This is a genomic window from uncultured Eudoraea sp., assembly GCF_947260015.1.
In the GTDB taxonomy this organism is placed as follows: Bacteria; Bacteroidota; Bacteroidia; order Flavobacteriales; family Flavobacteriaceae; genus Eudoraea.
Genome location: NZ_CAMYOM010000018.1, coordinates 44000 through 67966 on the forward strand (window position 1 = coordinate 44000; position 23967 = coordinate 67966).

21 protein-coding genes are annotated in these 23967 nt (G+C 38.2%); 9 read left to right on the forward strand and 12 right to left on the reverse strand.

The window, feature by feature from the left end:
* Positions 1–6: 6 nt before the first annotated feature.
* Genes Q0X66_RS09380 through Q0X66_RS09400 form a run of 5 tightly spaced genes read right to left on the reverse strand, consistent with a single transcriptional unit; the run spans position 7 to position 4284 of the window.
* Entirely contained in the window at positions 7–468 is a 462-nt protein-coding gene (locus Q0X66_RS09380) for an NADH-quinone oxidoreductase subunit C (protein ID WP_297705651.1), read from the reverse strand.
* Between the two features lie 7 nt (positions 469–475).
* Entirely contained in the window at positions 476–1057 is a 582-nt protein-coding gene (gene nuoB, locus Q0X66_RS09385) for an NADH-quinone oxidoreductase subunit NuoB (protein WP_297705653.1), read from the reverse strand.
* The gene (locus Q0X66_RS09390) at positions 1048–1398 is read right to left on the reverse strand and encodes an NADH-quinone oxidoreductase subunit A (protein WP_297705655.1); all 351 of its coding nucleotides are present in this window, start codon (positions 1396–1398) and stop codon (positions 1048–1050) included. Before Q0X66_RS09390 ends, nuoB begins: the two co-directional genes overlap by 10 nt.
* Before the next feature lie 13 nt (positions 1399–1411).
* Complete coding sequence (locus Q0X66_RS09395; protein ID WP_297705657.1) at positions 1412–2425, reverse strand: 2-oxoacid:ferredoxin oxidoreductase subunit beta; 1014 nt, start codon at positions 2423–2425, stop codon at positions 1412–1414.
* A gap of 2 nt (positions 2426–2427) precedes the next feature.
* Positions 2428–4284: a 2-oxoacid:acceptor oxidoreductase subunit alpha gene (locus tag Q0X66_RS09400; protein WP_297705659.1), complete on the reverse strand. Its 1857-nt coding sequence runs from the start codon at positions 4282–4284 to the stop codon at positions 2428–2430.
* A gap of 166 nt (positions 4285–4450) precedes the next feature.
* Between Q0X66_RS09400 and Q0X66_RS09405 the strand changes: the two genes are divergently transcribed.
* From Q0X66_RS09405 to Q0X66_RS09420, 4 genes are all read left to right on the forward strand, one after another.
* The gene (locus Q0X66_RS09405) at positions 4451–4801 is read left to right on the forward strand and encodes a 4Fe-4S dicluster domain-containing protein (RefSeq protein WP_297705661.1); all 351 of its coding nucleotides are present in this window, start codon (positions 4451–4453) and stop codon (positions 4799–4801) included.
* Positions 4802–5108: 307 nt separating this feature from the next.
* Complete coding sequence (gene nifJ, locus Q0X66_RS09410; protein WP_297705663.1) at positions 5109–8636, forward strand: pyruvate:ferredoxin (flavodoxin) oxidoreductase; 3528 nt, start codon at positions 5109–5111, stop codon at positions 8634–8636.
* A gap of 69 nt (positions 8637–8705) precedes the next feature.
* Positions 8706–9083, forward strand: coding sequence for a HEPN domain-containing protein (locus Q0X66_RS09415; protein WP_297705665.1), 378 nt, complete (start codon positions 8706–8708; stop codon positions 9081–9083).
* Positions 9084–9212: 129 nt separating this feature from the next.
* The gene (locus Q0X66_RS09420) at positions 9213–9992 is read left to right on the forward strand and encodes a hypothetical protein (RefSeq protein ID WP_297705667.1); all 780 of its coding nucleotides are present in this window, start codon (positions 9213–9215) and stop codon (positions 9990–9992) included.
* A gap of 68 nt (positions 9993–10060) precedes the next feature.
* Here Q0X66_RS09420 and Q0X66_RS09425 read toward each other — a convergent pair whose 3' ends face one another.
* The 5 genes from Q0X66_RS09425 to aqpZ all read right to left on the reverse strand — a co-directional run bounded on the left by Q0X66_RS09425 (position 10061) and on the right by aqpZ (position 14848).
* Positions 10061–11128 (reverse strand): membrane dipeptidase, encoded by a 1068-nt coding sequence (locus Q0X66_RS09425; protein ID WP_297705670.1) that lies wholly within the window; start codon positions 11126–11128, stop codon positions 10061–10063.
* Between the two features lie 8 nt (positions 11129–11136).
* On the reverse strand, positions 11137–12249 hold the full coding sequence (locus Q0X66_RS09430) for a D-TA family PLP-dependent enzyme (RefSeq protein WP_297705671.1): 1113 nt from the start codon (positions 12247–12249) through the stop codon (positions 11137–11139).
* Between the two features lie 11 nt (positions 12250–12260).
* On the reverse strand, positions 12261–12725 hold the full coding sequence (locus tag Q0X66_RS09435) for a RidA family protein (protein WP_297705673.1): 465 nt from the start codon (positions 12723–12725) through the stop codon (positions 12261–12263).
* A gap of 9 nt (positions 12726–12734) precedes the next feature.
* Entirely contained in the window at positions 12735–14051 is a 1317-nt protein-coding gene (locus Q0X66_RS09440) for a gluconate:H+ symporter (RefSeq protein WP_297705675.1), read from the reverse strand.
* A gap of 107 nt (positions 14052–14158) precedes the next feature.
* Complete coding sequence (gene aqpZ, locus Q0X66_RS09445) at positions 14159–14848, reverse strand: aquaporin Z (protein WP_297705677.1); 690 nt, start codon at positions 14846–14848, stop codon at positions 14159–14161.
* Between the two features lie 452 nt (positions 14849–15300).
* On the opposite strand from aqpZ, the gene Q0X66_RS09450 reads away from it, so the two are divergent.
* From Q0X66_RS09450 to Q0X66_RS09460, 3 genes are all read left to right on the forward strand, one after another.
* Positions 15301–15795 (forward strand): DoxX family membrane protein, encoded by a 495-nt coding sequence (locus Q0X66_RS09450; RefSeq protein WP_297705679.1) that lies wholly within the window; start codon positions 15301–15303, stop codon positions 15793–15795.
* Entirely contained in the window at positions 15792–17378 is a 1587-nt protein-coding gene (locus Q0X66_RS09455) for a Gfo/Idh/MocA family oxidoreductase (RefSeq protein WP_297705681.1), read from the forward strand. Before Q0X66_RS09450 ends, Q0X66_RS09455 begins: the two co-directional genes overlap by 4 nt.
* A gap of 199 nt (positions 17379–17577) precedes the next feature.
* Positions 17578–18300 (forward strand): energy transducer TonB, encoded by a 723-nt coding sequence (locus Q0X66_RS09460; RefSeq protein WP_297705683.1) that lies wholly within the window; start codon positions 17578–17580, stop codon positions 18298–18300.
* Between the two features lie 62 nt (positions 18301–18362).
* On the opposite strand, the gene Q0X66_RS09465 is transcribed toward Q0X66_RS09460, so the two are convergent.
* Positions 18363–19265, reverse strand: a complete 903-nt coding sequence (locus tag Q0X66_RS09465; protein ID WP_297705685.1) for a metallophosphoesterase — start codon at positions 19263–19265, stop codon at positions 18363–18365.
* Between the two features lie 115 nt (positions 19266–19380).
* Here Q0X66_RS09465 and Q0X66_RS09470 point away from each other — a divergent pair, with 115 nt between their 5' ends.
* Positions 19381–21750 carry a GAF domain-containing protein gene (locus Q0X66_RS09470; protein WP_297705687.1) on the forward strand — a complete coding sequence of 790 codons (2370 nt, stop codon included), beginning with the start codon at positions 19381–19383 and terminating at the stop codon, positions 21748–21750.
* Here Q0X66_RS09470 and Q0X66_RS09475 read toward each other — a convergent pair.
* On the reverse strand, positions 21739–22953 hold the full coding sequence (locus tag Q0X66_RS09475) for a Pycsar system effector family protein (RefSeq protein WP_297705689.1): 1215 nt from the start codon (positions 22951–22953) through the stop codon (positions 21739–21741). The genes Q0X66_RS09470 and Q0X66_RS09475 overlap by 12 nt on opposite strands.
* 315 nt (positions 22954–23268) lie before the next feature.
* Here Q0X66_RS09475 and Q0X66_RS09480 point away from each other — a divergent pair.
* The coding region (locus Q0X66_RS09480; RefSeq protein WP_297705691.1) for a metallophosphoesterase at positions 23269–23967 on the forward strand (699 nt) is incomplete at its 3' end.

The window sequence follows — 23967 nt, forward strand, 5'->3', positions numbered from 1 at the left end:
AACTGATTATTTGATAATCATATTAATGTTGTCTTCATAATCCTTTCGCAATGGGAAACCATCCCAATCATCTGTTAGGAAAAGTCGTTTAAGGTTAGGATGATTTGTAAATTTTATTCCAAAAAAATCAAATACTTCACGTTCGTGAAACTCAGCAGTTGCCCAAATATCATAAACTGAATCTATAACAGGATTTTCTCTTTCTGCGGTTTGCGTTTTTACTACAAGACTGTGTCTGAAGTTTGTAGATTCCAAATGGTAAACTACACCCAGTTCTTCACCCCAATCAACACCGCTTAAGCAAAATAAATAATCAAAACATGTCTGATCATTCGATTTTAGTTTAGACATAATTGAATGCAATTCTTCTATAGGAACCGTTACATTGAGGTATTGGGACCCTTCTTCAGTAAATACCAAATTGGGACTCCAACTGCCTATTAATTCCTGTAATTCTTCGTTCTTCATCTATTTTTTATAAGCCTTCATCAAACCCATCAATTGGATTTATTTTATGTTTCATATTTTCTGTTCTTATTTTGTCCTGCAGCATCAGCATACCTTCCAACAATGCTTCAGGTCTGGGAGGACAACCAGGCACATATACATCAACAGGGATTACATGATCTGCACCTTTTACCACTGAATAAGTGTTATAGAAAAAAGGGCCTCCAGAAATTGCACAGGCTCCCATAGCAATAACATATCTTGGTTCAGCCATCTGATCGTATAAGCGTCTTAGTACAGGGGCCATTTTGTTAACTATTGTCCCTGCTATTATTATTAAATCGGCTTGTCTGGGTGAAGGCCTGGCAACTTCAAATCCAAATCTGGAGTAATCATGGCGCGATGCACCGGTCTGCATCATTTCAATTGCACAACAACTTGTTCCAAAGTATAAAGACCATAAGGAATTGGATCTGCCCCAGTTAATTATTTTATCTAAAGAGGTTACGATAACATTGGCACCGTTGCCTGCCGGGATTACTTTGCCCGGAAAGTCTTCAGGAACTTTGCCCGGTTGACTCATTGGCTCATTTGTCTTATCTATTCCCATTTTAATGCTCCTTTTTTCCATGCATATAATAAGCCCAACCCTAAAATGACAAGAAAGATTAATATTTCAAAAAATGCAATTGCTCCAATATCTTTAAACACTACAGCCCATGGAACTAAAAAGGCAACTTCAACATCAAAAATTAAAAATAGTATAGCAAATAAATAATATCCCACCTTAAACTGAACCCATGTTGGGCCGATAGTGGTCATGCCACTCTCGTAAGGTTCCCGTTTCTGAGGGTTATCAGACTTGTGAGAAATTAAATTTGATAAAAAATTCGCCCCTGCAACCAGGACAATTCCAGCAAGAAAAAATACAATAATGGCTTCAGAACCCATAGGCTAATTTACGTTATTTCACTTCATAAGTTTCTCCGGAGAAGAATAAATCATCAGTCTTTGTAAAGCTCGAATCAGCTTTAACGGCTGCCGTTAATTCATCAACCCGTTCTTCGAAAGTAACATCAGGAAAACTTCTAATGATACCGGTTATCAGCGGATATTCAGACCTTACCAACATTTGATGTAAGGTTGGATCTTGTTCTTCAGCATCATGAACAATCAAATCCGCTTCGGTAATTCCATTTTCTCCCAGGGTCACCACTTCTAATTTTAAACCGTTTAAGACCAGACCCTTGTTTCGTTCTTTACCAAATATCATTGGTTTTCCATGTTCAACAAATAATTGTTTGTCTTCTCGCACTGCCTTGTCCGTATATTTGGAAAAACATCCATCATTGAAAATTGGACAATTTTGAAGGACTTCGATTAAAGAAGTACCCTTAAATTTTTCGGATTTAATGAACATGTCTGTCATTTCTTTTGGAGTATTTCCCCCAATTCTGGCAAAAAAACGAGCTTGTGCACCAATAGCCAATTCACCCGGTAAAAATGGTGGTTGGGTATTGCCATAAGGCGATGATTTTGTCTTTTGCCCTACCAGCGAAGTTGGGGAGAATTGCCCCTTGGTTAATCCGTAAATTTCATTGTTGAACAATACAATATTTAGATCCAGGTTTCGTCTTAATACATGAATAAAATGATTACCACCTATGGCCATTGAATCTCCATCTCCCGTAATGATCCAGACGCTTAGGTCCGGGTTGGCAAGTTTAACACCAGAGGCAATAGCCGGAGCCCTGCCGTGAATACTGTGCATCCCATAGGTATCCATATAATATGGAAAACGGGAGGAGCATCCTATTCCCGAAATAAATACGACATCTTCTTTTTTAAGTCCCATTTCGGGAAGCGCTTTTTGCATGGCACGGAGAATGACATAATCATCACAACCCGGGCACCACCTTACTTCCTGGTCACTCGAAAAATCTTTGAATGTATATTTCTTTGTCGCTGTTGTCTCCATTTCTATTTCATTATTTTTTTAAATTCCTCTATAAGTTCACTATTGCCAAAAGGTAATCCTTGAACCTTATTATATTGTAAAAACTCAATGCCATGAAAATTCATTCTTAAAACTGAAGCAAATTGGCCTGTATTTAATTCGCACACGATTATTCGTTTAAATCTTTTTAAGACCTCCTCCGTATTTTTAGGTAAGGGATTTATATAGTTAAAATGTGCAAGCCCAACAGAAGAAAAGCCTTCCTGCTTTAACTCTTTTATCGAAGAATATAAGGTGCCATAAGTGCCACCCCATCCAATTACCAGTAAATCGCCTTCATCAGCAAATTCAGTTTTCAGTTTTGGGATATAATTTTCAACTCTCTTTACCTTTTCAGCTCTGACACTGGTCATGTGTTCATGATTCTCGGGGTTATAAGAAACCTGACCAGTCACTTTATCTTTTTCCAGGCCACCTACTCTGTGTTCCAATCCAAATGTTCCCGGAATTGCCCAGTCGCGTGCTAAAGTTTCTTCATCTCTTTCATAAGGATTCCATGTTTCTTTTGCTTCTTTTATCAGCTTGCTTTTTATCTCGGGCATTTCAGATACAGATTGTATTTTCCAGGGTGCAGAACCATTGGCAATATAACCGTCGGTCAATAGGATTACCGGAGTCATATGTTCAATAGCCAGTTTTGCTGCTTCATATGCATAATTAAAGCAATTAGACGGAGTACTGGCTGCTATAATAATAACCGGACTCTCACCATTTCTACCATACAACGCCTGGAATAAATCTGACTGTTCAGTTTTAGTAGGCAGGCCCGTAGATGGCCCTCCTCTTTGAACATCAACCACAACTAATGGTAATTCCAGAATCATGGCCAATCCCAGAGCTTCACCTTTTAAAGCCAAACCCGGGCCAGAAGTTGTCGTGATCGCTAAATCACCAGCAAAAGCCGCACCAATTGCAGATGTGATTCCGGCTATTTCATCTTCCGCTTGTAAGGTTTTAACTCCAAAGTGTTTATGCTTTACCAGTTCATGAAGAATATCAGAAGCAGGAGTAATGGGGTATGAACCCAAAAATAGTTCCAGACCAGATTTTTCAGCAGCAGCTAAAAATCCCCAGGCAGTGGCCGTATTTCCCATTACTATTCTGTAAGTACCTGCCGCCATTTTAGCAGGAGCAACTGTATACGAATTGGGAATTAATTCAAGGGTTTCCGCAAAAAAGAAACCTGCATTTAACACCTTTGTATTCGCTTCTATTAATTCTGGTTTGGATTTAAATTTTTTATTGAAAAATTCTATGGTATGCTCTGTAGATCTGTTGTACATCCAATAGACTATTCCCAGGGCAAACATATTTTTACTCCTGGTGATACTTTTATTGTCTAGTCCCTCAACCTCTTTTAGCGTTTCTTTTGTGAGTGAGGTCATGGCAACTTCTATGACCACATAATTCTCCAAACTTCCATCTTCCAAGGGGTTGGATTCATACTGCGCTTTTTCTAAATTCTTTTTGGAGAAGGCATCTGTATCAACTATTACGGTATGACCTGGTTTTAACGCATGTAAGTTAGTTTTGAGCCCTGCAGGATTCATGGCAACCAAAAGGTCGACATTTTCGCCGGGGGCACTTATTTCAACACTGCCAATATGGACCTGAAAACCCGATACACCATAAAGGCTCCCTTGAGGGGCTCTAATTTCTGCCGGGTAGTTAGGGAAAGTGGCAATATCATTACCGAACATCGCAGATGTGTCAGAAAATTGAGTTCCGGTCAATTGCATACCATCGCCGGAATCACCAACAAATCTTACAACTACGGCTTCCAGTACCTCTTGTTTTTGTTTTGTTTTTGTAGCAATCATCTATACATGTTTATTTTTTGCTTATTTTTAACCTACAATGCCGTCTTATCAAAAATATTGGTGCCAAATATAAATTGGACATTTATAAAGAAATATGACTTTTATCATTAGACGGGTATTTGTGGTACATTAAATTTACGGACAATTATTTCAAAAACATATAATTATGGCTATTATCATAACCGATGAATGTATTAACTGTGATGCTTGCGTTTCAGAATGCCCTAATAACGCAATTTATGAACCAGATCAGGAGTGGTCGTATTCAGACGAAACCGCTTTGAGTGGGATGATAAAAACTCCAGCAGGACAAGAAGTTGATGCTGATGCCGAAAATGAACCTGTTTCGGACGAGTTTTATTTTATTGTTACCGATAAATGTACAGAGTGTAAAGGTTTTCATGACGAACCTCAGTGCGCTTCTGTTTGTCCGGTGGATTGTTGTGTTCCTGATGAGGACCACGTTGAAACTGAAGAAGAACTATTAGCAAAAAAAGTTTGGATGCATGGTGAATAACACTTTGTTTCTAACATAAATCTAAACAAACGCCCGATTGAATTTCAATCGGGCGTTTCTCATTTAATGGATTAATCAAATCATCTGAGATAGCGCTCGCCCTTTTCTTCTCAGAATTCACATTCTTAAATCTACTTTTTTTGGTAAAATAATACCTGACATTTGTCATAGAATACCTTTGGTAATAGCCCTAATTTTATCCAAAATCTAAAACTAATACTACTTGTAGTTGTAGGAACAAAAATTTGTTATAAATGCACTTAAATTTTCCTAATCTGCTAGTTTCTGCATTAATAAAATCACGATGATGAAAAAATTTCCAAAGTTAATTTGTGATGCTAACGAGGCTGTTGCGCGTGTTGCTCATAAAACCAATGAAGTATGTGCAATCTATCCTATAACCCCGGCTTCGCCTATGGGGGAACATGTAGATGTTTATAGTTCTAAAGGGCAAAATAATATTTGGGGTAATATTCCCCGCATAGTTGAAATGCAAAGTGAAGGGGGAGCTGCCGGTGCGGTACACGGCTCTTTGCAGGCAGGGGCATTAACCACTACGTTTACTGCATCCCAGGGTTTACTTCTAATGATTCCCAATATGTATAAAATTGCAGGTGAATTGTTGCCTTCTGTAATTCACGTGGCAGCTAGAACAGTTGCAACCCATGCCCTGTCTATTTTTGGTGATCACTCTGATGTAATGGCAACAAGACAAACTGGTTTTTCCATGCTGTTTGGAGGGTCTGTTCAGGAAGCCATGGACTTTGCTCTAATTTCTCAAATAGCGTCTTTGCGCACTAGGGTTCCTTTTTTAAATATTTTTGATGGTTTCAGGACCTCACACGAAATATCCAAGATTGATGCAATTCCGGATGATATAATTGTAGCAATGATGCCTGAGGATAAGATCATGGAACATAAAAAAAGATCTTTAGATCCAGATCATCCTGTTATAAGAGGAACATCTCAAAACCCTGATGTTTTCTTTCAGGCCAGGGAGGCATCTAATCCCTTCTATGAAAAAGTGCCTGGAATTGTTCAGGAAGTAATGGATGAATTTTACAAGCATACCGGAAGAAGGTACAGCCTATTTTATTACTTGGGACACCCTGAGGCCGAGCGGGTTATTGTAATTATGGGATCTGGCCAGGGGGCTGTAAGAGAAGCTGTTGAGGCAATGGCAAATAAAGATGAGAAGGTTGGCGTAGTGTTTGTTCGTTTATACAGACCATTTTCTGTAACTCATTTTATAGAAAGTCTACCTGTATCTGTAAAGAAAATTGCAGTTCTGGACAGAACTAAAGAGCCGGGAAGCATCGGGGAACCATTGTATCAGGATGTGATTACTGCCCTTGCAGAGAGCGACAGAAATATAGCGGTTACAGGAGGCAGATACGGTTTGTCTTCTAAAGAATTTACACCTCAGATGGTAAAAGGTGTATTTGATGAACTAACGAAGGAAAAACCCAAAAATCATTTTACCGTTGGTATAAATGACGATATATCTCATACCAGTCTGGAATCCGATGATAATTTTAAAGTGAAAAGTACAACTTTCAATTGTATGTTCTATGGTCTTGGATCAGATGGTACGGTTGGAGCAAACAAAAACTCCATTAAAATAATTGGTGATACCACGGATAATTATGTTCAGGGCTATTTTGTCTATGATTCAAAAAAAGCAGGTGCACAAACTATTTCGCATTTGCGCTTTGGCCCGGAACCAATATATTCCTCCTACTTAATTGATAAAGCCGATTTTATAGCAAGTCATCAATTTAATTTTATTGAAAGATATGATATGCTTGCCGATTTAAAACCCGGAGGAACCTTCTTGTTAAATTCTCCTTTTTCCAAAGAGGAAATTTGGGACAAACTTCCCAAAAAGATGCAGGAGGGAATCATTGAAAAAGAGGCAAAATTTTATGTAGTAGATGCTACAAAAGTGGCGCAAGAAGCCGATCTTGGCAAAAGGACAAATACGGTATTACAAACTTGTTTCTTTGCAATATCTGGTATCCTGCCAAAGGATGAGGCCATTCAGAAAATAAAAGATGCCATTGTTAAATCATATGCTCACAAAGGTGATGCTGTAGTTCAGATGAACTTTAATGCAGTTGATAAATCACTAGAGAATTTATATCAGGTAGACTATCCAAAAGAAGTGAGTAGTGAGAAAGGTTTACTTTCCGCAATGACAAATGCGCCGGATGGTTTTGTTAAGAATGTACTTGAAAAAATATTAGGAGGGCATGGAGACGAATTGCCAGTCAGTGCATTTCCCGTAGATGGAACCTTCCCGACCGGTACTACGCAATATGAGAAGAGCGGAATAGCTAATTTTATTCCTATATGGGATGATGAAATACTGTGTACTCAGTGTAATAAGTGTGTGGCCATATGTCCACATGCTGCAATTAGAGCCAAAGTCGTCCCTAATAAGGTTATGGCAGATGCTCCGGGTAGTTTGAAATCAGTTCCTGCCAAGGGAAGGCCATTTACCGCAGATACAGAATCTTATGTATTACAGGTATCTCCTGAAGATTGCACAGGGTGTGACCTTTGTGTAGCTGTTTGTCCTGCTGAAAGTAAGGAAATCGAGAATTTTAAAGCCATCAATATGAGGAAGAAACTCGATTTTGATGAGGTGGAAAATGTAAACTGGGATTATTTTATCAATATGCCGGACTATGACAGAACGGCCTTACAAATCACCAATGTCAAAGGTTCTCAGTTTTTAGAGCCGCTGTTTGAATTTTCAGGTGCCTGCTCTGGATGTGGTGAGACTCCTTATATTAAAATGCTAACCCAATTATACGGTGATAGTATTCTCATAGCCAATGCAACAGGTTGTTCCTCAATATATGGAGGGAATCTTCCAACAACTCCTTATAAAACCAACAAGGAGGGAAGAGGTCCTGCTTGGGCAAATTCCTTATTTGAAGACAATGCCGAATTTGGTTTTGGAATGAAACTGGCCTTAACCAAGAAGCAGGAAATTGCAGTTAATATGTTAAAGCAGCTTAAAGATGTAGTAGGGGTTGAATTAACAGAAGCCATTCTTAACAATCCGGAAGAAACGGAAGCGGAACGAAGCCAGAAATTTGCTGATATTGATAAACTTGAAGAAGTATTGTCAAAGAAAAAAGATAATCCCGCTGCTGTTAAACTAAGTCAACTTACAGAATATCTCCGTAAAAAGGGAGTCTGGATACTTGGTGGCGATGGTTGGGCTTATGATATAGGGTTTGGAGGCGTTGATCATGTCCTGGCATCAGGTGAAGATGTGAATATTATGGTTCTTGATACCGAGGTGTATTCTAATACAGGAGGTCAGACATCTAAAGCTACTCCTTTAGGGGCAAGTGCTAAGTTTTCGGTATCCGGAAAACGAACAGGTAAAAAAAGTCTGGCACTTCAGGCGGTTTCTTATGGGAATGTATATGTGGCTCAGGTAGCAATGGGTGCAAAGGATCTTCATACACTCAAAGCCATTGAAGAAGCTGCAGCATATCCGGGGCCATCGCTAATTGTAGCTTATTCGCACTGTGGTGAACACGGATATGATCTAAAAGATGGGGCAACGCAGCAGCAAAAAGCGGTTGAGACCGGATATTGGCCATTGTTCAGGTTTGATCCTTCTAAACCTAAAGGAAAAAAGTTTAGATTAGATTCGAAGGCACCTACTGCTCCGCTAAGTGATTTTATGTATAACGAAACCCGTTTTACAAGGGTAGTAAAAGAAAATGCAGAATTAGGTGCAGAACTCCTGAAGCAGGCTCAGGAAGAGGTAGAAACCAAATGGGAACGCCTGGAACTTTTTAGAGATATGTAATTCTGTTATTCAGAAATTTAAATAAATATAAATGTAGTATTTAAAGTCAATTCTAAATTAACACAGTTTATGGAAGACAAAGCAAAAAGACTCTATGAGACTGCCATTCAAAAACTGAAAGAGGCTAATGATGAATTGTGCAGACCTGAGGAAGACGTTGTTGCTTTTATGGTATGCCAGAATTCTCATATTGCCATCGATAATTACCTAAAGGGGTTTTTAATTGAAAATGATATAGAGCCGGACGCAAGCGCATCTGTTGATAAGTTATATGAACAATGTAAAGCTGTGAACAGGAATTTTGAAAAAGTAAATTTATCCGGCTTTGAATGCGAGGCTCATCAATTAGATTCAAGATTCTGCAGTGGTCTATCCAACGTTAGTAGATGTTTTGACATTGCAGATAGCCTGGATACATTTCTTAGGGAGGAAAAAATCATTAGTTAAGAGCTATAGTAATTTCTTTCGATAAAAAGAACCTATACTTGGGACAACAATATGCGCTATTCGTCCTAGAATACTTCATATTGCCATAATCTTTTCATTACTTGTAATAAACCATTAATATTCAAGAAAATGAAAAAATTATTTATGATTATGGTAATGGCCCTGTTCACTACCATCGCAATCGGGCAGGATGAAAAACCCCTGTTCCTTCAATTCGGGTTTATGCATGTAGATGAAGACCAGCAAGATGCATATGCGGAAACAGAGGCATTTTGGGAAAAAGTTCACGAACAAAGGGTTAAAAATGGGGACTGTATAGGTTGGGATCTTTGGCGTCTTGAACCGAGTGGACAAAAACAGGGGGCTCAATTTTTGACAGTAAGTCTGTACAATGACCCGGTTAAAATGATGGATGGAGGCGATTTTATGAAGGCGTGGAATGATGCTTACCCTAATCTGTCAGATTCAGAAAGCGAGGAAAAAATGGCCATGACAGTAAAAAGCCGGGATCTTACACATGTGGTATATCTTAGTGAAATAGATAAGACTAATGATACTTTTGATATGCCTATTGGAACTTTAGCGATTATCAACTTCATGAAGGCAAAACCCGGGCAGGCAGCAGCCTATGAAAAAATGGAATCAGAAGTTTTTAAGCCAATGCATCAAAGTGATGTGGATTCGGGAGGCAGGGCTAACTGGGGATTGTTAAGAAATATGTTAGGTTATGGAACAGAGTCATATGCCACCCATATTACAGTGGATATGTATACGGGTTATGATCAATTCTTTAATGCAGGTAACAATGCACCAGCATCCGACGCACAACAAAAAGCATATGAGGAAATGACTGCGCTCAGGGACCTTAAGTCCGTGACTATGGCCACTTTAGTTAGAAAAGTTCGTTAAATTTTTAGATTAGCTTAACTATTATTTGATTCAAATCCTCCCAAATTACCGGGAGGATTTTTTTGTAATTAACTCCAGGTTTTTCTAAGAAATCGAATGAAGTTCACATGCATAATATTTTCAATATCCCCGGTGTTATAACCCCTTTTATGAAGCAAATCCGGGAGTTTCTGTAAATCGGCAATGGTATCTATATCTGCCGGACTTTGCTCTTTGCCAAATCCGCCATCGAGATCGGTCCCAATCCCCACATGTAAGGCGTTCCCTGCAAGTTGACAAATATGGTCTATATGATCAACCATTATTTCTAAGGTTACCCCCATGGCTTCAGGGGTCGATTTACCGCGTACCCAGTTTGGAACCATCATCCAGGTATCCAGGGCAATACCAATAACTGCATCCCTTTTTATAAGTTCAATGATTTGTTCATCTGAAAATTGCCTGTTATGGTTTACCAAAGCCCTGCAATTATTATGGCTGGCCCAAAGTGGACCCTGGTAGGCCTTCATGGTTTCCCAAAAACTTTCATCGCATAAATGGGTAGTGTCTAAAATAATATTTAATCGTGCTATCTCTTTTAAAAGCTCCTTTCCTTTATTGCCAATTCCCCCAATGGAATTTGTGCCGTGAGCATAGGTTCCGGGCCCATAATGAGCAGGCCCAATGGCCCGTAAGCCTTGCTGATAACTTTTCTCCAGATGATCAAGTGTAATAATAGAGTCGGCTCCTTCGAGACTTAAAATATATCCGATAGGTTTTTTATGCTTAGCGGGAGAATTCCAGAGATCCAGATGCCTGTTCAATTCTTCTTTGTTCGTAATCTGGGTCAATTCTCCAATAGCTTCCATTGTCCGGTACCACGCGAGTTGACCTTGAGTTTGCGCCCAGGCCTGGTGAGGGGAATTCCATCCGGGTAGATGACTATCTTTTTTTACAAAACGCGCAATCTGAGTGGCCATGCAAATGCCAATATTGCCCTTTCTCATAGCGTCAAAAGAAACTGTATTTTTACCCCTATCCGGTTTGTCCGTCATCTCTGTCTCTTTTGCACGGATATCCTCAACGGACCAGCTAAGATCCCGGTTCCATTCCATTGCGTTCATTGCCAAATCAAGATGTGCGTCAAAAATAAACATATGTATTTTTATATTTGGATTTGATGATCTCTTGCGGCAATTTGCCATGCTCCTGTTATCTGAGAGTCCTCAACCGTCAGAACTTTTGAATATTTAGCCACAGTGGGGCAAATATGCATGGGAATGCCATAAAAGACATCACCTATTCTTAAGTTTTCACTTTTGGAATAACGAAGTACTAAATGTTCTTCACTTTGACCAATTTGTTCTGCATCTTCCAATCCAAAGATTTTCACCCTAGGTAAATCCATCTCAGGAGCTATGGCTTTATGCCCCAGATCTAAACAGATAATTCCTTCTTTGGGTTTACTGATAATTCTGGTAAGTAACACCGCCGCCGGTAAAAATGGCATATCCCTAAAAGAAGTTCCATAGCGCTCATCCCAAAGCACTGTTGTTCCGGGACTGGTTTCGATATTTTGTCTTGCCGCATGAATTGGAAATGTAGGCGATCCTCCCATAACTAGTGTTTCTACTTCTAAACCACAAGCTTTAATTTTGTTTTTAAGACTAATAACCAAATCAAAAGCAGCATCACAAGCCTGTTTTCGAAGTTTTATATCTGTATTCCTGATATGGCCATCATATGCATGCATTCCACGGGCATATAGGTTTGGGTCTACTGCAATTTGCTTGAACAATTTAACGGCATTGTCATTGGGTTCTATCCCTGTTCTGTTCATACCGGTATTGAGGTCCAGGAATAATGGTACAATTATCTTGTTGAAAGCGGCCATTTCTGAAATAAGGCCAACAGTAAATTCATTATCCACAATAGTAGAAAATACTGAATTGGGATAAGTGGCAATCAGTTTAAAGAACCTGTTTAAATTAGCACCAACAGGCTGCATGGACAATAGAATGTCTTTGGCATCACATTGTGCTAAAAGCTCCGCTTCTGCAATAGTGGCACATTTAAATTTTTGTATACCATGTTGCATTTGCATCTCTATAATCTCGGCCGTCTTATGGGTTTTTATATGCGGACGAAGCCTGGTTACATCTCCTATAATTGAAATCATCAATGCAATGTTTTTTTCAATTCTATCCGGATATACCAACAAGGTGGGAGAAACAATTTCCTCGGGATTATTAAGTTCATACCAATTTTTACCTGCCATTTTGAATCTGTTTAATGCAGCTGAAACATGGCTTCAATTTCAACCGGGATATTACCCGGCAACATCATACCCACGGCACTTCGGACACCTACTCCATTATCGGTACCAAAAACATCTGCCATTAACTCGCTAAAACCATTAATAACTAAAGGGTGTTGTCCAAAATCAGGTGTAGAGTTCACCATCCCCAATACCTTTACGACTCTTTTAATCTTGTCTAAATCTCCAAAATGTGTTTGTATCGTAGAGAGCATAGTTAAACCAACCTGTTCTGCAGCTAGTTTGGCCTGCCCCAGGGTAAGATCTTCACCAACCCTCCCGGTGATTAATGTTCCATCTGATTGCATAGGTCCCTGTCCGGATACATAAAGAAAGTTGTCTACTACCAGGATGGGTTTATATAGTCCAGCAGGAGGTGGAGCAGGAGGTAATTTTAACCCCAATGATGCTATTCGTTGTGAAGGTAAATTGTTCATATGCTTGTTTTAAATGAATGTGTTTAAGATCAATACTCCAATAAGTCCCATTACTCCAACCATAGTCTCCATAACAGTCCATGTTTTAAGTGTATCTCTAACAGACAAATTAAAATACTCTTTAAACAACCAGAAGCCTCCATCGTTGACATGTGATAACATTAAACTTCCTGATCCAATGGCCAGTACCATTAATTCCGGACTAACACCTGTATTGGATACGAGGGGTAATATTATTCCCGCAGCAGTTAATCCTGCCACCGTGGCAGATCCCACACAGACCCTGATCACCGTTGCTATGAACCAGGCCAATATTAATGGAGAAATCGTAGATCCACTCAGCATATAGGCTATGTAATCACTTACACCACTATCTACCAGGACCTGTTTTAAAGCACCAGCACCTGCTATAATCAAAAGTACCATTGTAATTCCTGAAATGGAACTGCCTACAGACCCCATGATTTCGGGCATTTTTTTACCACGTGCTAATCCCAGGGTGTAGATTGCAACCAGTACAGAGATAAGCATCGCTATTACAGGATTGCCAAGAAAATCTATAATCGGCTTAAGATAGAAATCTTTGGAAAGAAACAGATCTGCTAAGGTGGCAATTCCAATAAGCAGGATGGGTAATAAAGCAGTAAAGATGCTAATTTGCATTCCCGGCATTTCATGATCTTCCAGTATTCTGGGATTTACAAATTCCTTAAGAGGGGTTGCTTTTATATTTTTTATCGTCCTGGAAAATAATGGGCCGGCAACAATTATTGCCGGGATAGCCACGATGATCCCATATAACAAAGTTTTACCCAGATCGGCATCAAACATTATTGCTATGGCTGTGGGAGCAGGATGGGGGGGAAGATATCCATGTGTAACGGATAGTGAGGCCAGCATAGGTAAACCTACATATAAAAGGGGAAGCCTGGTTGAGGCCGCCACTGTAAATACCAGAGGTATTAAAATAACAAAGCCTACAGAATAGAACATAGGGATACCAACAATGAATCCGGTTAGTACAAGGGCCCACTGTATATTTTTTATACCAAACTTACTTACAAGTTTTGAAGTTATGCGTTGTGCTGCTCCGCTATCGGCAACCAATTTGCCCAACATGGCACCAAAGCCTAAAATCATTACTAAAAATCCCAAAGTACTCCCTATTCCGTTCTGGATAGATTGTACCACGTCTTCAAGCTGCATTCCCTCTGCAATACCCACAAATAATGAAACAAGGATAAAAGTTATAAATGCATTGAGTTTGAATTTGGCAATCAGGATAAAGAGAAGTATTATCCCTATAATTACTATAACTAGCGGCATATGGGTTGTTGGTTATGATCTTTGAAGTACTAAATATACTATTTCATAAAAGAAATAGTAGCGTTTGGCCTAAACAAAAATAAAGGGCCATTTTGGCCCTGATTATTTTAACTTTTACTTTCGGGAGAAATATATTTATATACGAGTCCCGCTATTAAGGCACCTACTATTGGAGCTACCCAAAAAAGCCATAACTGGCCAATGGCCCAGTCGCCGGCAAATAAAGCCTGACTTGTACTTCTGGCTGGATTTACAGAGGTATTAGTAACAGGGATACTTATTAGGTGGATTAGTGTTAGTCCAAGTCCTATGGCTATACCAGCCATTCCTTTTGGAGCTTTGGAATGCGTAGCTCCTAGAATAATGATCAGGAACATAAAAGTCATTACTACCTCTGTAATAAGAGCGGCTAACATACTGTAACCACCCGGGGAATGTTCCCCATAACCATTGCTGGCGAATCCTCCAACTTCAAATCCGGGTTTTCCGGTAGCAATTACGTATAATATTCCTGCTCCTGCAATACCCCCCAATACCTGCGCAATTATGTAAGGAACTAATTCCTTACTTTCAAAACGGCCACCTATCCATAGCCCTATAGAAACTGCAGGATTAAGGTGGCAACCTGAAATATGCCCAATGGCGTAGACCATAGTCAACACGGTAAGACCAAATGCAAGGGATACTCCCAAGAAACCAATTCCAAGTTCCGGATACGCTGCGGCCAGGACGGCACTTCCGCATCCACCAAGCACCAGCCATAGGGTGCCGATAAATTCTGCTAGTAGTTTTTTCATTTTTTGTTTTGTTGGTTAATTAATAATTTTTATCAAGATAAACATTTTTACTAAAGATTGGAATTGAATACCGGATTAGAAAATGATACTATTTAAGAAAAAATTTCAATTAATAAATATTGAATTGCTTTTATTATCTTGTGATGGAAAACATCAATTTTGGCCATTTACGTGGCTCTATCAAGTAGGCAAAACGTGATAAATGTCATAGGAAACGTAGGTTTCTGAGTCTAGTTTTGACCAGTTTTATCCTATTTATTAAGCTATTATTTATCTTACTATTCATAAAGTTTTTGTTAGTATTGAACACGTTAATTTTACAAATCCTTTGCACATGAAATAAATGATTAAGCCTGAATACTATTACTTTATCTAGTAATACATTATAATCTAAAAATTGCTTTAAAAGTTCTTTTAAGAGAACAACTAATTAACAACTTTAACTAAACAATATGACTGAAACTAAAGGAAAATGGCAATTAAAACACAGTGTTGTGTTTATGCGCGTACTTATTGGCTGGCATTTTTTGTATGAAGGTGTCGTAAAGCTTTACAATCCTGATTGGACTTCATTTGGCTATCTGGCAACGGCCCAAGGTCCATTTAAACCTTTATTCCTTATAATAGCCAAAGAACCGATAATTGGTTGGGCAGACACCCTTAATTGGTTGGCACTTATGTTTGTAGGGATTACTCTTTTGTTAGGGATATTTGAGAAAAAAGGCGCTTTAGTGGGTATAATTCTACTCGCTTTGTATTATTGGGCACATCCTCCTTTCCCCTGGTTAATGCAAGTAAATGTTGAAGGAAGTTATTGGTTTGTAAATAAAAATTTAATAGAACTTGCCGCCTGCATGGTTATTTATCAATATCCTACCGGACAATACTTCGGTCTAAAATACTTATTTAATAAAAAAAATGAACAAACTAAAACTGAAACCTTATGAAATGGTCTAGAAGAGATGTAATTAAAGGCTTAGGCGGAATCCCAATACTTGGTGCTGTCTGGTGGGCAGGTGCTTCAAATGCGGTTTCCAAAAACAGGGAGCGCACAGCCATACTGGAACAATTAAATATACAGCCTTCATTGCCTTCTGCAGTAAAAGCAATTAGCGGTGATCCCATAAGAGTAGGAATTATTGGTTTTGGTATTCGGGGAGAACAATTAATCAGAGCATTAGGATTTGCAACCAAAGAATGGTTGGAAGAAATGAGATTAGCTGCAGAGGAGGATCCGAATCACTCCAGTTTGGAAGATTTTATGAATCAGGATAAACTGAATGTAAAACTTACGGCAGTTTGCGATGTGTATGATGTTAGGGCAGACAGGGTAATTAATTCTTTTTCTACCGAGGATAACAAGGTGATTAGATTTAGGACGCATCAGGAAATGATCCGCAGCGGGAAAGTAGATGCGGTAATTATAGCTACCCCGGATCACTGGCATGCCCCTATGGCCATAGATGCTCTTGAAAATGGGATACATGCCTATGTGGAAAAACCGATGACGCATACCGTAGAAGAGACATACAGGCTAAAAGAAGTCGCTGAAAAGTCTAAAGCATCACTAATGGTTGGCCACCAACACAGACAAACTTTAAGTTTTCAAACGGCTCAGGATATTGTAACCAAAGGGGTACTTGGTCACATATCTCTTGTCCAGACCAATACCAACAGGAACGATGATAATGGCGCATGGAATTATAACATAGAAGACGAGGCAAATCCTCAAACCATAGATTGGGATCTCTTTTTAGGTTCTGCACCACAAATACCCTTCAATAAGAATCACTTTTTCAGGTGGAGAAAATGGTGGGCATACGGATCCGGTCTATCCGGAGATTTATTAACCCACGATTATGATCGTCTTAACTGTGTATTGCAAATGGGTATCCCTTCATCCGTAATGGCTTCAGGAGGAATTTATACTCATAATGACGGTCGTAATGTTCCCGATGTATTACAGGTAAATATGGAGTTTCCACAATTTAGTACAGGTAGTAGTCAGAAAAAGGGCAAGGAAAAAGGAATGACTTTTGTCTACAGTGCAACTCTTGGAAATGGCTTTAACAGGCCAACTATTCTTATGGGACATGATGGTACCTTGGAATTAGGCAATCGGCTCACGGTATGGCCCGATAGCAGCTCTACAAAGTATGCAGATCAGATTGAATCTGAGAAAATGAAACCATCGGTTCCGGTTTACAGCTACAATCCCGGGGCCAGTGTGCCAGACGCGGTTTCCTCGGCAACGTCGCAATATTTTGCGGATAAGGGTCTAATGTGGACCTATATTAATGGCGCAAGAGTTGATTCAACATTTCTTCATTTAAGGGAATGGCTTAGCAGTGCCCGTAACGGAGGTGCAGTGAGTTGCGGAATAAAGGAGGGATTTGAAGAAGCAATATCAGCTCATATGGCAGGACTTTCAGTTAAACTTGGAATACGAATTAAATGGGACGCTGCTGCACAGCGAATTGTGCCGATTGAAGGAATTGATTTTGACGAGGTGCTATTATCCAATACTTAATAAGGAAAGGCGCATCCCACATAAGTGAATCTGCTAGATTATAATTCAGGTAATCAGGACTCTTTTTAGTCCTGATTACTTTTTAATAGCCCATTTTTTGAATAGCAAAATTTATGATATCATTGATCTAACCTGATAAATATCATATTATCTACATTTCACATGACGTAATTTTGGGTATATCATAATTCAAATAGTCATGCAAGTCAAAAAAAACCCAAAAGTCGATTTAAATAGAAATAGAGGGCTGTATTTTGTAATAGGACTTACAGTCGTTCTGTTTTTGACCTGGCGTGCTTTAGAATACAAATCGTATCCTACAGACACCATAACTCTGGACATTGCGCAGGCCGTAGATGACCTTAAAGAAGATGTACCGGTAACAGAGATTATAAAAACAACACCACCACCACCACCACCTGCTGCTCCTGAAGTAATTGAAGTCGTAGAAGACACAGAGGAAATAGAAGAAACAATTATTGAGAGTACAGAAACTAGTCAGGAATCAGTGATTGAAGAGGTAATGGACGTTGATGATGTTGAAGTTGGAGAAGAAGAAGAGGATATCGTAGTCCCCTTTGCAGTCATAGAAAATGTTCCAATTTATCCCGGTTGTGAAAATGCAAAAGGCAATGATGAACGTAAAGCTTGTTTTCAAAAAATGATACAAGCCCATATTGTTAAAGAATTTACTTATCCCGAGAGTGCCCTTGAACTGGGAATTAAAGGAAAAGTATTTGTACAATTTATGATTAATTCTAAAGGAGTAGTAGAGTCAATAAGGACAAGGGGTCCAGATAAACTATTGGAGAAAGAAGCACATCGAATTATTGCTTCACTCCCTAATATGACTCCGGGGATGCAACGCGGAAAATCTGTAAAAGTTCCATATAGTATACCTATTAACTTTATGATTCAATAGAAATAGATCACATGACTATTTCCTGAGGATTGATTCAACTAATACCGAGGTATTGGAAAGAATCAATCCTCATTTTGGCTATAGTCCACTAACTTCTGTGGTCCTTCGAGTAATACCCGTACAATTTGAAGCGTACCATCTTCCTTAGTTGCGATCTGCCATTTTATAAGAGAAATTTCTCCATATACTATTTCAATCCCCGTAATACTTCTGGGGTGCACACAACTACCATCGTTAAATAAAGGGATATCACCGGGTTCAGGGAATCTGGGCCTATGGGTATGACCCATCACGGTTATTTTTAAGTTATTTCGCAGAATCCATTTCTTGATCCTTTTCTCCACCTTTATTAATTCACGGTTGTTCCTGGCCGGACTTGTGGGATCCGCTATTCCCCAAACTTGCAAGGGTTTCCAAAGAATGCGAACCATGAATCGATTAAATCGCCATCCGTGATAATTCATAAAATCGGCCTGATGCCCGTGAGTTAAAAATAACTCCTGACCACTCTCTCTGTGTTTTAAAACTATAGCCTCATGAAACTTCAATTTATCTAATAAAGCAGCTTCTTTTTCATCTTTGGGTTCAAAGTAGGTATAAAGATTTTTTTTTACATATTCCGGGTTTCGATAAACCATATCGTGGTTCCCGTATATCATATGCAACTTGTTTTCCTCGTGAAAAAGCTTCATTAGCAGGTAAATATTCTTATGGGCTTCAAAAATTGGTTCAAAAGTTAAATTCTCCCAGAGTTCATCGCCATCTCCAAGTTCACAGTATTGAAAGCCATTATTATAATAATGCTTTAAAGCGTGATAATAGATATTTCTGTTATTGGCAAACTCATCTGCAAAACTATTGTCTCCCCGGTGACAATCACTAAAAAGAATAAACTTGGAGGAGTCGTCAAAGGCTATGATTTTGGCCCTTTTGTAAGCGTTATTAAGTCTGTTATCTGAAGACATTATTATAATTTGTATAAATATCCAAAAAATGCACCGAACAACGCTAAAATTACTTTAACAAAAAGAAATCGAATAGTTTTGTAATTTTACGGTCAATCTGTAGACATATATTATTATGGGATCTATAAATAAAGATATGCCGCTGGAAATGTTAATTAGCTTCGATAAGCTATTACAGCGGTATGATACTATGGCCAAAAGTGATGATGCGTTTTTATCATCCCGGGCTAAGTATGTACTGGAAGCTCAGGCACCATTTCCTGAATTAAGGGATGGTTTTTCGGATATTAAACTTCTTGAAAAACACAAAGATGTTATTCGTATTATTCTGCAGGATTCATTTGCCGAGGTATTGAGCGAGAATGAAATTAAGGCTGCTTCTCTACCTTATTTTGATATTGTATTTAATAAGTCCAAAAGATTTCAGAAAATTTTAGAAAATGCCGGTAAGGATTTTAAACCTTTTATACGCAATCAGGATGAAGGGATAGATTATATTATGGCCAGTACAGTAATTCTTAAATTCCATTATGGATTTAACCTCGATTTTAGTAGACCGTATTTCTATGATATACCAGATGCTAATGGAGTTATGCATCATTATCGCATTTTATACAATGCTGATTTTATGGATATATTACCAACAGATTTGGCAAAAGAGATAACCCAGACAGATGTTGATAAACTATTAGAAAATCCGGAAGATCTTGAACTCTGGAAGGAAATGATACCGCCAAATAGTTTTATTTCAAAAGGCTTTGTAATATCCAATATGTTTGATGTTACTGCAGAGCATACCATATCTGAAATTAAATCAAATCTTATCTCAAGTGATAAAAGAGGAAGCGAAACCTTTATCTCTGATTTGCAGGAGACCTTCAGATCATTCTTTAAAGTAAAAGAGTTAAAAATAGGTTTTGTCACTTATAATTCAAAAGATGATCAGTTAGAACGAGTATATGGCAATGGAATAGAAAGCTTTCTCCTTAAAGAGAAAGATAACGAGTTGTGCAATAATGCCCTGTGCATCGGTTCCTATGATAAAATAGTGAATGAGAAAGGCTATTTTGCCGTACCTGACGTTGATAAATATTTTAAATTATCAGAAGGGATTGCGCCCTACAAAGGATTGCATGAACAGGGAATAAAAAGCGCCATTTTTGCTCCTATCGTCAATGAAGGAGAACTTTTAGGAGTGTTGGAACTTGTGTCCACTAAAAAAAATCAATTAAACGGAGTTAATGCAACCAAGCTGGATGATGTAATGCCCTATATTGTTGCCGCCGTAGTGCGCTCCAAAATTGAAGAAGAAAATTTAATCGATGCCATTATTCAAAATGAATGTACTTCTGTACACAAATCCGTTCACTGGAGATTTGAAGAAGAAGCCAAACAATTTATTATCGACGGCCTTGAAGGCAGGCAACCTTCATTTAAAGAAATAGTTTTTAAGGATGTATATCCTCTATATGGGCAAATAGACATTAAAGGTTCTTCCCAGGCTAGGAATACAGCTATTCAACGAGATCTGATGATTCAATTATCGAATATCAAAGAAGTATTGAATGCTGCATTGAAAATTGAAAAATTACCGGTATATGAGGAACTTATATACAGAATTGACAATTTTATTGAAGACATAAAAGAGACCTTATTTTCGAATAGTGAACAGACCATTTTTGACTTCGTCTATGCAGATGTAATACCAATCTTCAATCATCTTAAAAAACAAAGCAAAGAATTGGCTAAAATGGTTGAAGAATATGAAAATACCATTAATCCGGAAACACATTCTTATTACGATCACAGGAAACAATATGATGATAGTGTGATGCTGATTAATAAAAAACTGGCATCTGTAATTGACAAGCATCAGGAAGAGGCACAGGAGATGTTTCCTCACTTTTACGAACGCTATAAGACAGATGGGATAGAACACAATATGTATATAGGTAGTTCAATTGCGAATGACAGGGATTTTGATCCGTTATACTTAAAGAATCTCAGGCTGTGGCAGCTACAGGTCATGTGCGAGATGGAAAACAAGTACTACAACCTTAAACCGGAATTGGATGTACAGCTAGACGTTGCTTCTCTTATTCTTGTATATAGTACATCCTTGTCTATTCGCTTCAGAATGGATGAAAAACAATTTGATGTAGACGGCACCTATAACGCTCGTTATGAAATAATAAAAAAGCGCATTGATAAGTCATTTATCAAAGGAACCAATGAAAGGCTAACCCAAAAAGGGAAGCTATCTATAGTTTACTCTCAGAAAAAAGATGAACTGGAATACCTGAGATATATTTCTTTTCTAAAATCCAAAGGATATTTTACTAATAATATTGAAATAGTAGAATTGGAAGGGCTTCAGGGGGTATCTGGCCTTAAAGCAATTAGGGCAGAGATTCTATACAGGAAGAACAAGGAAGATAAAAAAACCTTTACCTATGAGGACCTCATGGAAGAATTAAAAGCTTAAAATTGATGCAACATCAATAAAAGGGCTTTTTCCTAAATATTTAAAAGCTAAAGCAAAGGCGATTACTGAGACTATAATACCTACCGCAAAAATAGTATAGGTAAGGCGTAAGATTTTATATTTTCTGTGGAGCACCAATCCAAGAAAATAAAGATCCTTAGTAAGTGAACTATAGATATAATCTTTGTCCTTGGCCAATTCTTGAATAGCCCATTCATAATCTTCCAATTTCATATGATGAAAATTTCCAAAGAAAAGGAGATTCACCTTTTTATTAGTTACATCTTCCTTACTAAATTTACCGCCGGTAATATTAGGACGTGTTGCAATAACTGCCATCACCATTGAAGTAACCGTGAAAATCAGAAAAATTAGTGTTGGGTAGATGAGGTAGGTATTTGAAGGGTTATCCAATTTAGGTAATAAGTTAGATAAGACCACCGAAATTATAATCGCGTTAACGGACAGTAAAATATTTGCCTTGGTATCTGCAATGTCACTTAGGGTGATGTGGTTTTTTATGGTTACCCGAAACAAAGTTTGTATGCCCCTATCAGGGCTTTCGTTCTTATAATGGGCCTTTAATTTTTCTTTTTTCGCGAATTCCTTTTCCTTTTTTAATGCCTTTACAAGATTCCTCAGATTCTTGTCTTTTCTTTCCTGCCAGTTGGCTTTAGCATAGTCAGTATAATATCGATGTTCTGTTCTGAACATTTTGATATTCTGCTCCATCCATTCTTTAACTGAATAATCCTTGATACCCAGTAATGAAAGCTCTTCCCTGAGCAATTCACAAGTGTCCAAATAGCTTTTCTGAGCAAAATGTGAGGCATCAGCATCACGGATAATTTTTTCGCTTAAACTAATGGGTTCATTTTGCATTTTTGTGGCCATAATACAGGCCTGAACATTTTTAATTTTGGCCTCGTCATAGCCTTCCTTGGTTAGAAATTCTTTAGCTATTTTGCAACTACTTCTTTCATGCTCATCTGGCCCCATGGTATATCCTGTATCATGTAACCAGGCCGATAATAAAATGATTTCCTTTTCATTATCATCAAGTGAATTAGCTTCCGCGAGTTCCAGCGCACTCTTTACTACCCGTTGCGTATGTCTTAGGTTATGGTAAAGATATTTTGGATCTAGTTCTGTCGATAATAAATCAACAGCAAAGGCTTCAGTTTTCGCAAGAATTTCAGACATGCATCAAATTTATAAAACAAAAATTACAAATTATACGGTTTCTTCCAAAGTTATATAACTTCAACGAAGTTTATTTAAATCTGTTTAAAAATGAATAAGGAAAGTAATTCTCAGGCAATTCGCTTAATCTTAGACTAATGATCGATCTTTTGGTTAATGGTTTGCAATTCTATAAGATTTCCTATCTTAAAAGTTCTTGTCTTTTTATAACGATTTTTAAAGTCAATAAACACAGGATATTTAGGCTTTTACTTTGTATTTTAGCTTATATTTTGTGTATATAATTCATCCAAATTTAAATATCTTTCTATAAAAATGAATCGAATATTTAATTCATTTACGTTAGTAGTAAGCTTTTTAGTATTGTATTCCTGTGCTACCCACAAGTTACAGTACAATGAAGAGGCTTTGATTCCACTAGAATCTAAAAGTGAAGTGCAACACTCCTTCTATTTAATAGGTGATGCCGGGTATTCTCCCTTGGGATCAAAATCTGAGGCATTGCAATCTTTTGAAAAAGTATTGGCAAAAGCCTCAGAAAATAGTACAGCACTATTTTTAGGCGATAATATTTATCCAAAAGGTTTACCAAAGAAGGGAGCCAAGGGAAGAGAATTCGCAGAGCATCAGCTGAATGTTCAAACGGAGGTCGTAAAAGACTTTGCCGGGAGGCCAATTTTTATTCCTGGAAACCATGATTGGTATAATGAAGGCCCCAAAGGTCTTAAAAGGCAGGAAGAATATATTGAGGACAAGCTTGGGAAAAACACTTTCCTTCCGGAGGATGGCTGCCCAATACGCAAAGTTGAAATTAATGATGAGGTAGAGTTAATAATTGTGGATACCGAATGGTACCTGACCAAATGGGATAAGTTTCCAACATTAAATGATAATTGTGAAATTAGAACCCGTAACCGTTTTTTTCTTGAATATGAAAGTCTTATAAAAAAGGCCCGGGGTAAAACTACGGTTGTGGCTTTGCATCACCCAATGTTTACGAATGGCCCGCATGGC

What these genes read in the sequence shown, in the direction of transcription:
- Q0X66_RS09470 (WP_297705687.1), top strand. Translation starts at nt 19,381, where the DNA reads ATGGGATCTATAAATAAAGATATGCCGCTGGAAATGTTAATTAGCTTC.
- Q0X66_RS09435 (WP_297705673.1), bottom strand. Translation starts at nt 12,725, where the DNA reads ATGAACAATTTACCTTCACAACGAATAGCATCATTGGGGTTAAAATTA.
- Q0X66_RS09455 (WP_297705681.1), top strand. Translation starts at nt 15,792, where the DNA reads ATGAAATGGTCTAGAAGAGATGTAATTAAAGGCTTAGGCGGAATCCCA.
- Q0X66_RS09415 (WP_297705665.1), top strand. Translation starts at nt 8,706, where the DNA reads ATGGAAGACAAAGCAAAAAGACTCTATGAGACTGCCATTCAAAAACTG.
- Q0X66_RS09395 (WP_297705657.1), bottom strand. Translation starts at nt 2,425, where the DNA reads ATGGAGACAACAGCGACAAAGAAATATACATTCAAAGATTTTTCGAGT.
- Q0X66_RS09390 (WP_297705655.1), bottom strand. Translation starts at nt 1,398, where the DNA reads ATGGGTTCTGAAGCCATTATTGTATTTTTTCTTGCTGGAATTGTCCTG.
- Q0X66_RS09420 (WP_297705667.1), top strand. Translation starts at nt 9,213, where the DNA reads ATGAAAAAATTATTTATGATTATGGTAATGGCCCTGTTCACTACCATC.
- nifJ (WP_297705663.1), top strand. Translation starts at nt 5,109, where the DNA reads ATGAAAAAATTTCCAAAGTTAATTTGTGATGCTAACGAGGCTGTTGCG.
- Q0X66_RS09430 (WP_297705671.1), bottom strand. Translation starts at nt 12,249, where the DNA reads ATGGCAGGTAAAAATTGGTATGAACTTAATAATCCCGAGGAAATTGTT.
- Q0X66_RS09475 (WP_297705689.1), bottom strand. Translation starts at nt 22,953, where the DNA reads ATGTCTGAAATTCTTGCGAAAACTGAAGCCTTTGCTGTTGATTTATTA.
- Q0X66_RS09380 (WP_297705651.1), bottom strand. Translation starts at nt 468, where the DNA reads ATGAAGAACGAAGAATTACAGGAATTAATAGGCAGTTGGAGTCCCAAT.
- nuoB (WP_297705653.1), bottom strand. Translation starts at nt 1,057, where the DNA reads ATGGGAATAGATAAGACAAATGAGCCAATGAGTCAACCGGGCAAAGTT.
- Q0X66_RS09460 (WP_297705683.1), top strand. Translation starts at nt 17,578, where the DNA reads ATGCAAGTCAAAAAAAACCCAAAAGTCGATTTAAATAGAAATAGAGGG.
- Q0X66_RS09400 (WP_297705659.1), bottom strand. Translation starts at nt 4,284, where the DNA reads ATGATTGCTACAAAAACAAAACAAAAACAAGAGGTACTGGAAGCCGTA.
- Q0X66_RS09425 (WP_297705670.1), bottom strand. Translation starts at nt 11,128, where the DNA reads ATGTTTATTTTTGACGCACATCTTGATTTGGCAATGAACGCAATGGAA.
- Q0X66_RS09450 (WP_297705679.1), top strand. Translation starts at nt 15,301, where the DNA reads ATGACTGAAACTAAAGGAAAATGGCAATTAAAACACAGTGTTGTGTTT.
- aqpZ (WP_297705677.1), bottom strand. Translation starts at nt 14,848, where the DNA reads ATGAAAAAACTACTAGCAGAATTTATCGGCACCCTATGGCTGGTGCTT.
- Q0X66_RS09440 (WP_297705675.1), bottom strand. Translation starts at nt 14,051, where the DNA reads ATGCCGCTAGTTATAGTAATTATAGGGATAATACTTCTCTTTATCCTG.
- Q0X66_RS09405 (WP_297705661.1), top strand. Translation starts at nt 4,451, where the DNA reads ATGGCTATTATCATAACCGATGAATGTATTAACTGTGATGCTTGCGTT.
- Q0X66_RS09465 (WP_297705685.1), bottom strand. Translation starts at nt 19,265, where the DNA reads ATGTCTTCAGATAACAGACTTAATAACGCTTACAAAAGGGCCAAAATC.